This window comes from Paraburkholderia caribensis (assembly GCF_002902945.1).
Lineage (GTDB): Bacteria > Pseudomonadota > Gammaproteobacteria > Burkholderiales > Burkholderiaceae > Paraburkholderia > Paraburkholderia caribensis.
The window spans coordinates 2004294-2011334 of record NZ_CP026103.1 but is presented as its reverse complement, the minus strand read 5'-3'; the positions used below and the strand labels follow the sequence as shown (position 1 = coordinate 2011334).

The following is a 7041-nucleotide window of genomic DNA, read 5'->3' as shown; positions in this document are numbered from 1 at the left end:
GCCCGGGATTGTGCGCTAAATGACCCCACTGCGCAATCACCCCACGGGACATCTGTTCGACGGCAAAGTTGAAACGTCCCAATTTGCGTTGCGCGACGAGACTTGTCCACACCTCTTTCGATCGATTCACCACAAACGGGGACGATTCCGCCGCATTTGGGGTCGTGAAACGCCCCAGACGGGGACGTATAGGTGGAAATAGCACCCCAACCAGGGTCGGTTAACGCCCCAAACGGGGACGTTTACGTCTGGAAAGCCTTACTGGATAAGGGTCCTAGGTGTGTAAACGAAGTAAACGTTGTTAACCAAACGGTATACAAACCTCAATACACCCCATCCGGGGACAATTTCAGCGGATTTGGTTGCTGTTTTCCATCGAGAAATTCGAATACAACCCAAACATTCGACGCACCGGGAGATCTAAGGAAGCTCGAAGCGTTAACAAAAACCAGAGCTAACTCTCTGACTGCAAAACGCAATTTTCTCAGCCTCGCAAACTTCGGACTTTACGGCCCACGTATTTATCGTAAATAAGTGCCAGCCAGTTCGTCGTCAGTCAGGTTCTTGCGCCCCAGTTGGGGACAATAGGGGACGTGGATCAGGACGACGACGTACGCCACCCGGAATGGGGACATTGACGCCATTTTTGCTTCGACAGCGCCGCAAAAAGGCTTCTGAGCGCCCCTGTCAGCCTTGTGTGCCCCTGCCGACGCCCCGCTGCTAAAAGATCTCTCGTAGTAGTCACCCTAGATGGGGACATTCGCGCCGAATCATCATAGACGCGCGCGCATCGCGGCCACGCTCACCCCAAGCGGGGACATTACGCCGATTAACCTATTATTTACGGTAAATAGTGGCGTGCCGTACGTGTTTATCAACGAAGAGGCGATCAGATTCTCTGGTCGAAAAAGCCAGAAAGACTTATTTCGACCCGCTCGGCGACCGTCGCGTGCACGGCGCCGTTCGATGAACCATCAGGATCACCAGGTAATTCAACGGGAAGAAAGCCGCTGCAGGCAGTCCCCCGAACCATCTGCTGTCCGCGCTACGACATCCCCTCGAAGCGCGAACCCTAGGGCAGAAGCCCGCTAAAACTGATAGTTGATCGACACGTCGCAGACGCCGTTCGTCTTTGTCTGCGTGATAGGGCTGTTGGCCGCGCTGCCCAGCATCCGTTTGAGCGCGCCATCCGCCGTTACGAACCAATGCTTGTTGACGAACCAGATCATCGTGACGCCGAACCCAGCGGATTTCAGCCCTGCGCTGGCATCGTATTGCGAGTAGCGTGAATTCGCCGCCTGCGTCGCATTCACGCCGAACCAGCTATTCATATACTTCGAGTCAGCGAAGGTCACCGACGGTCCGGCGAACCAGAAGAAACTCTCGGAACTGCCCGGCAACGGCATATACGCGCCGAGGTCCGCAACCCACCCGTTGGACCCGCCGAAGCTACGCGTCACCGCCCCACGAAACACCAGCGGAAATTCCTTCGAGATCACGTATTCCCCGGCCAGCTTCACCTCGGGCGCCGGATTGATATTGCCCATGCCATCTAGACGTGAAGGATCGTCGTGCGCGCGCCGGCCCAGATCGTAGACGGCTGCGACGCTCACGCGCCAGTTCGGGCCCTGCAGCACATTGACGCCCAGCCCTTCACCTGTCGAAAGAAAAGCGAGGTCTTTGTAGCGGATGTCGGTGCTTGGCCCGACCAGCGTGTGATAGCGGTCGGACCCGTCATAGCGCGGCTCGAAGGTTGAACCGATGCCGATCCGCACCTCCCAATCAGGCCGGTTGTCCGGCTTGAACAGCTTTTCGAGCGGGATGCCCGCGGAATATTGCCATTCGCCAAGGGGCGACGGCGTTTGCGCCAAGGCGGCTGGCGCGCTGCAAATGAGATAGGCGAGGCTGGCGTAGACCGGTAGCTTTGTCATGTCGACGGACGTCTTGGGTTATGGGTCGCGGACGCGGTCCGTTGCGGCCACACGTAACGTGTTCAGTTGATGTGAGGAAACCCGGCGGGAGCAGCAAACGCCATACCTGACCCTCAATCAATGGCAGGTTCGCGTGTGTATCCATGCAAGGCGTTTGAACGCGCTCGCGTCCGTATCAATCGCTATGACCATCTGAGCGGCTGGCCGCACAGCGAAACGGCCGGATTCCGGCAATCCGCACAGTCCACGGCGCAAGAAAGTTCGCGCTCCCACGAAATCAAATAAAAACAAAGGGTTAGCAGGAGCGCGTGACATGTCCAACCTGGCATCGGAGTTGCGAATACGGGCGCGCCGCGTCGTGCGGCATCCGATAAAACCCAAGGAGACACTATGGACCCGAGCTACACGGAAGCAGCCGCGCCCGCCCGTCAGCCGCAATCCCACTCAAACGCACCCGCCGCATCCAGCGACCGCCTTCGACGCCTCAAGTCGATCTTCTCCGGCTCCGCCGGCAACCTGATCGAGTGGTACGACTGGTATGTGTACTCCGCGTTTGCCTTGTACTTCGCGCGGTCGTTCTTTCCTGCCGGGAACCAGACGGCACAGTTGCTGAACACGGCGGCTGTGTTTGCAGTCGGCTTTCTTGCGCGGCCGATAGGCGGCTGGCTGATGGGGATCTACGCGGATCGCCACGGGCGCCGTTCGGCGCTGCTGGTTTCCGTGGTGCTGATGTGTTTCGGTTCGCTCATCATTGCGCTGTGTCCGAGCTATGAGGTGATCGGCGTGGCCGCGCCCGCGCTGCTGGTCCTCGCGCGCCTGCTGCAGGGCTTGAGCGTGGGCGGTGAGTACGGCACATCCGCGACTTATCTGAGCGAGGTCGCCACCGCGAAAGATCGCGGCTTCTATTCGAGCTTCCAGTATGTGACGCTGATCGCCGGGCAGCTGCTCGCGCTCGGGCTGCTCGTGATCCTGCAACAGTTCCTTCTGACGACGCAGCAACTCGAAAGCTGGGGCTGGCGCATTCCGTTTTTCATCGGCGCGGCTGCCGCGCTTGCCGCCATGCGCCTACGCTCGACGATGGAGGAAACAGGCGAATTCGAGAAGGCGAAACACAAGAAGGACCGGCGCGGCTCGCTTGCGGAACTGCGCAAGCACCCGCGCGCGGTATTGACCGTCGTCGGACTGACGATGGGCGGCACGATCGCGTTCTATACGTACTCGATCTACATGCAGAAATTCCTCGTGAACACGGTCGGCATGAGCAAGCACGACGCGACGCTGGTGTCCGCAGCGTCGCTTTTCCTGTTCGCGATTTTGCAGCCGATCGTCGGATCGATATCCGACCGCATTGGCCGCCGGCCTGTTCTAATCGCTTTCGGTGTACTTGGCACCCTGTTCACCGTGCCGATCATGACGGCCATCAGCCAGACGCATGATGCGTGGGTCGCCTTCTTCCTGATCATGGCCGCGTTGGTGATCGTCTCGGGCTACACGTCGATCAACGCCGTCGTCAAGGCGGAACTGTTCCCGGCGGAAATCCGTGCGTTGGGCGTTGGACTTCCTTATGCTTTGACCGTATCCGTCTTTGGCGGCACCGCTGAATATCTGGCGCTATGGCTCAAACAGGCAGGACATGAACCGCTCTTCTACTGGTATGTCACGGCTGCGATTTTTTGCTCGCTGGTGGTGTACCTCTGCATGCGCGACACCGGCAAGCACTCGCTCATCAAGGACTGACGTCCCGCTGAAGATCGCCAATGGTGTCCGTCTTCACGAGGACACGGCATCGTGAGAACGCATCCTGTGAGACGGATACGGCATGCGGCAACGGCGCTCGCGGTGCTCGCGTGTTGCATCGCGACCGCGGGACTCGCGTACGTCGCCGCGCTGCATTACTACGCGCGCGCTCACGCAGCCGAAGTCGCGCAACGCGCGTCTCTCTACGCATTGACGCTCGAGTCGCAACTGGCCCGCTATGAGTCGCTGCCGCGCGTTGCCGCGCTCGATCCCGTGCTTGCGCGGCTGCTCGCGAAGCCCGGCGATCCCGCGCTGCAGCAGGCGGCGAACGCCTATCTGAAAGCAGTCCAGACGAATGCCGACCTGTCGGCTGCGTACGTGATGGACATGAGCGGCAAAACCCTGGCTGCGAGCAATTGGGACGAAGAGGGTAGCTTCGTGGGCTTCGACTATGCATTTCGCCCCTATTTCATCGATGCGATGAAACGTGGCACGGGACGTTTCTACGGAGTGGGCAACACGACGAAGAAGGCGGGATATTTTCTGGCCGTGCCTGTCAGCGAAGGCTCGGGCGCGGCGCGACGGGTGGTGGGCGTCGTTGCGATCAAGGCGGCGCTGGATGGCTACGAGAGCGCATTGGCGAAGAGCGGCGACATCGTGCTGTTCGTCGATCGGGACAATGTCGCGTTTCTCTCGTCCGTGCCGGCATGGCGTTACCGGGCGCTGGCGCCGCTCTCGGACGCGACGCGGCGCGCGTTCCAGCAGACGCAGCAATACGGCGATGCCGCGCTCGCCGCGCTTTCCGTGCGGTCTGCAACAGCCGGGCGCGCCGATGCCGCGCCAAGCCAGTCCGAACAAGCGCCCGGTCCCGGCAAGCTATTCGTCGCGCCACCGGGGCAAGGCTCAAAGTGGTTTCACGTGCATTACCGCCCCGTTGGGCCGCTCGGATGGAAGGTCGCGATCCTGATCGACGACGCCGACGACGAGCGCAGCGCGATGTTCGCCGCCATCAGCGCCGGCGCGGCAACGGCTCTCGTGTTTGCGCTGATTTGGGCCGCGCGCCTGCGCAACAGCCGGAATGAGGAGCGGCAGCGCGCGCGGGCAGCATTGCAACAGGCGCAGCGAGATCTCGAACAACGGATTGCGGAACGCACCGCCGAATTGACGCGCGCCAACACCGCGCTCGAAGAAAAGGTCGACGCACTCGACGACGCGCGCCGCATTCTGCGCGATACGCGCGACACGGCGATTCAGGCCGGCAAGCTCGCGGCGCTTGGCCAGATGGCGGCGGGCATTACTCACGAGTTGAATCAGCCGCTCGCGGCCGTGATGACACTGGCCAGCAACGCGATCCGCATGACCGAACTCGACCGTCCGGAGGATCTGAAGAAAAACCTGACGCTCATCAACGAACTGGCCGCGCGGATGGGCAAGATCATTTCGCATGTCAAAGCGTTTGCCAGAAACGACGCGACCAGCAGGGAGCCTGTCGCGATCGCCGAATCGTTACAACAGGCTCTCGCGCTGATCGAATCGCATCGCAAGGCTGCCGGCGTGTCGGTGCGCGTGGCGTCGGTGCCGGGTGACGTCGTCGTGCTTGCCAGTCCGATACGGATCGAGCAGGTCTTCGTGAACTTGCTGACCAACGCAATCGACGCAAGCGCGGCCGCCGCAGCGAAGCGCGAAGTGCTCGTCACCACCGAGGTCGTCGATACGCGCGTGCGTATCAGTATTGCCGACAGCGGTCCCGGCATCGCACCGCATACGATGTCGCGGCTGTTCGAGCCGTTCTATACGACCAAGCCGTCGGGCAAAGGATTGGGGCTGGGTCTCGTCATCTCGCAGGCCATCGTCGACGAGTTCGGCGGTCGCCTGGAAGCAAAAAACAGCCGCGATACGGATTCAGGCTCGAGCGGCGCGGTCTTCGTCGTCGAATTGCAGCGCGTCACGGAAAAGGTCACAACCAGGCTATGAACTCGCCCGATAACTTCGCCAGCATGCTGGTCTACGTGGTCGAAGACGATCCTGTCGTGCGGCTCGGCTGCACGCAGGCGTTGTCGCTGGAAGGCATCGCCGTGCGTGAATTCGCCGACGCCGAAAGCGCGCTTGCCGCGCTCAGGCAGGCGCCGCCAGCGGTGATCGTAAGCGACGTCCGCTTGCCGGGCATCGACGGACTTGCATTGCTGGACAGCATCAAGGCGCGTCCCGACGGCGCCGACGTTCCCGTCATCCTGACAACCGGTCACGGCGACGTCGCGATGGCGGTCGGCGCGATGCGCTCAGGTGCCTATGATTTCATCGAAAAGCCGTTTCACTCGGAGCGCCTCCTCGATACCGTGCGCCGGGCGCTGGAGCATCGCAAGCTCGTCGTCGAGAATCGCAGTTTGCGCGCGCAACTGAGCAGCGAACGGACCTTGCTCGGCAGGTCTGCGCCGATGCAGCGTATCCACGGTCTGATCGATGCAATCGGACCGACGGGCGCCGATGTGTTGATCGTCGGCGAGACGGGCACGGGCAAGGAAGTGCTGGCACGAACGCTGCACACGGCGAGCCGCCGCAGCGGTCCGTTCGTGGCGCTGAACTGCGCGGCGTTGCCGGAAGCGGTGTTCGAAAGCGAGATCTTCGGTCACGAGCCGGGCGCGTTCACAGGCGCGCAGCAACGAAGAATCGGCAAGTTCGAATATGCGAATGGCGGGACGCTTTTCCTCGACGAACTCGAAACGATGCCGCTCGCGTTGCAGGCCAAACTGTTGCGCGCGCTTCAGGAGCGCTGTATTGAAAGGCTGGGCAGCAACACGTCCGTGGCGATCGATGTGCGCGTGATCGCGGCCGTCAAGCAGGACCTCAAACAGCTCTCCGATCAGGGCCATTTTCGCGCAGACCTGTACTACCGGCTCAACGTCGTGTCGATCGAACTGCCGCCATTGCGCCAACGCGCCGACGATATCCCCGAACTGTTCGCCCACTTCGTGCGGGCGGCATGCGCACGCTACGGCAAGGCAGAACCCGCATGGACGTCGGAAGACATGATGCGCTGGCAACTGCACGACTGGCCGGGCAATGTCCGCGAACTGAAGAACGTGGCGGAGCGTTTTACGCTCGGCCTCGATGATGGCTTGCCGCAACCGCCTGCAGGCGCCGATTCGCTTGCGTCGCGGATGGTGCGCGCGGAGCGCGGCTATATCGAGGAAGCACTGCGCAGCGCAGGTGGACAGGTGATCAGGGCTGCCGAACAGCTGGGCCTGCCGCGCAAAACGCTATACGACAAGATTACCCGCCATGGCATCGACCCTAACGCGTTCCGCCAGACGTCACATCCGTGAGGTGCGACATCGTCATTCGGAAAGCGGGCATATAGCACGTTCGCTGCTCG

Annotated in this window: 4 protein-coding genes; 3 read left to right on the top strand and 1 reads right to left on the bottom strand. The window is 61.4% G+C overall.

Features of this window, described 5'->3' with window-relative positions; all coding sequences use genetic code 11:
• Nucleotides 1-1088: 1088 nt before the first annotated feature.
• Nucleotides 1089-1931, bottom strand: coding sequence for a MipA/OmpV family protein (locus C2L66_RS38630; RefSeq protein WP_054931358.1), 843 nt, complete (start codon nt 1929-1931; stop codon nt 1089-1091).
• Nucleotides 1932-2321: 390 nt separating this feature from the next.
• Here C2L66_RS38630 and C2L66_RS38625 point away from each other — a divergent pair, with 390 nt between their 5' ends.
• The 3 genes from C2L66_RS38625 to C2L66_RS38615 are packed head-to-tail and all read left to right on the top strand — an operon-like array spanning nt 2322 to nt 6991.
• On the top strand, nt 2322-3668 hold the full coding sequence (locus C2L66_RS38625; RefSeq protein ID WP_054931357.1) for an MFS transporter: 1347 nt from the start codon (nt 2322-2324) through the stop codon (nt 3666-3668).
• A gap of 51 nt (nt 3669-3719) precedes the next feature.
• The gene (locus C2L66_RS38620; protein WP_060609555.1) at nt 3720-5642 is read left to right on the top strand and encodes a sensor histidine kinase; all 1923 of its coding nucleotides are present in this window, start codon (nt 3720-3722) and stop codon (nt 5640-5642) included.
• Nucleotides 5639-6991, top strand: a complete 1353-nt coding sequence (locus tag C2L66_RS38615) for a sigma-54-dependent transcriptional regulator (protein WP_060609553.1) — start codon at nt 5639-5641, stop codon at nt 6989-6991. The genes C2L66_RS38620 and C2L66_RS38615 overlap by 4 nt, the downstream gene beginning before the upstream one ends.
• Nucleotides 6992-7041 lie beyond the last annotated feature (50 nt).

Excerpts from the sequence above, each read along its gene's own strand:
- C2L66_RS38615 (WP_060609553.1), top strand. The coding sequence starts at position 5,639 with ATGAACTCGCCCGATAACTTCGCCAGCATGCTGGTCTACGTGGTCGAA.
- C2L66_RS38625 (WP_054931357.1), top strand. The coding sequence starts at position 2,322 with ATGGACCCGAGCTACACGGAAGCAGCCGCGCCCGCCCGTCAGCCGCAA.
- C2L66_RS38630 (WP_054931358.1), bottom strand. The coding sequence starts at position 1,931 with ATGACAAAGCTACCGGTCTACGCCAGCCTCGCCTATCTCATTTGCAGC.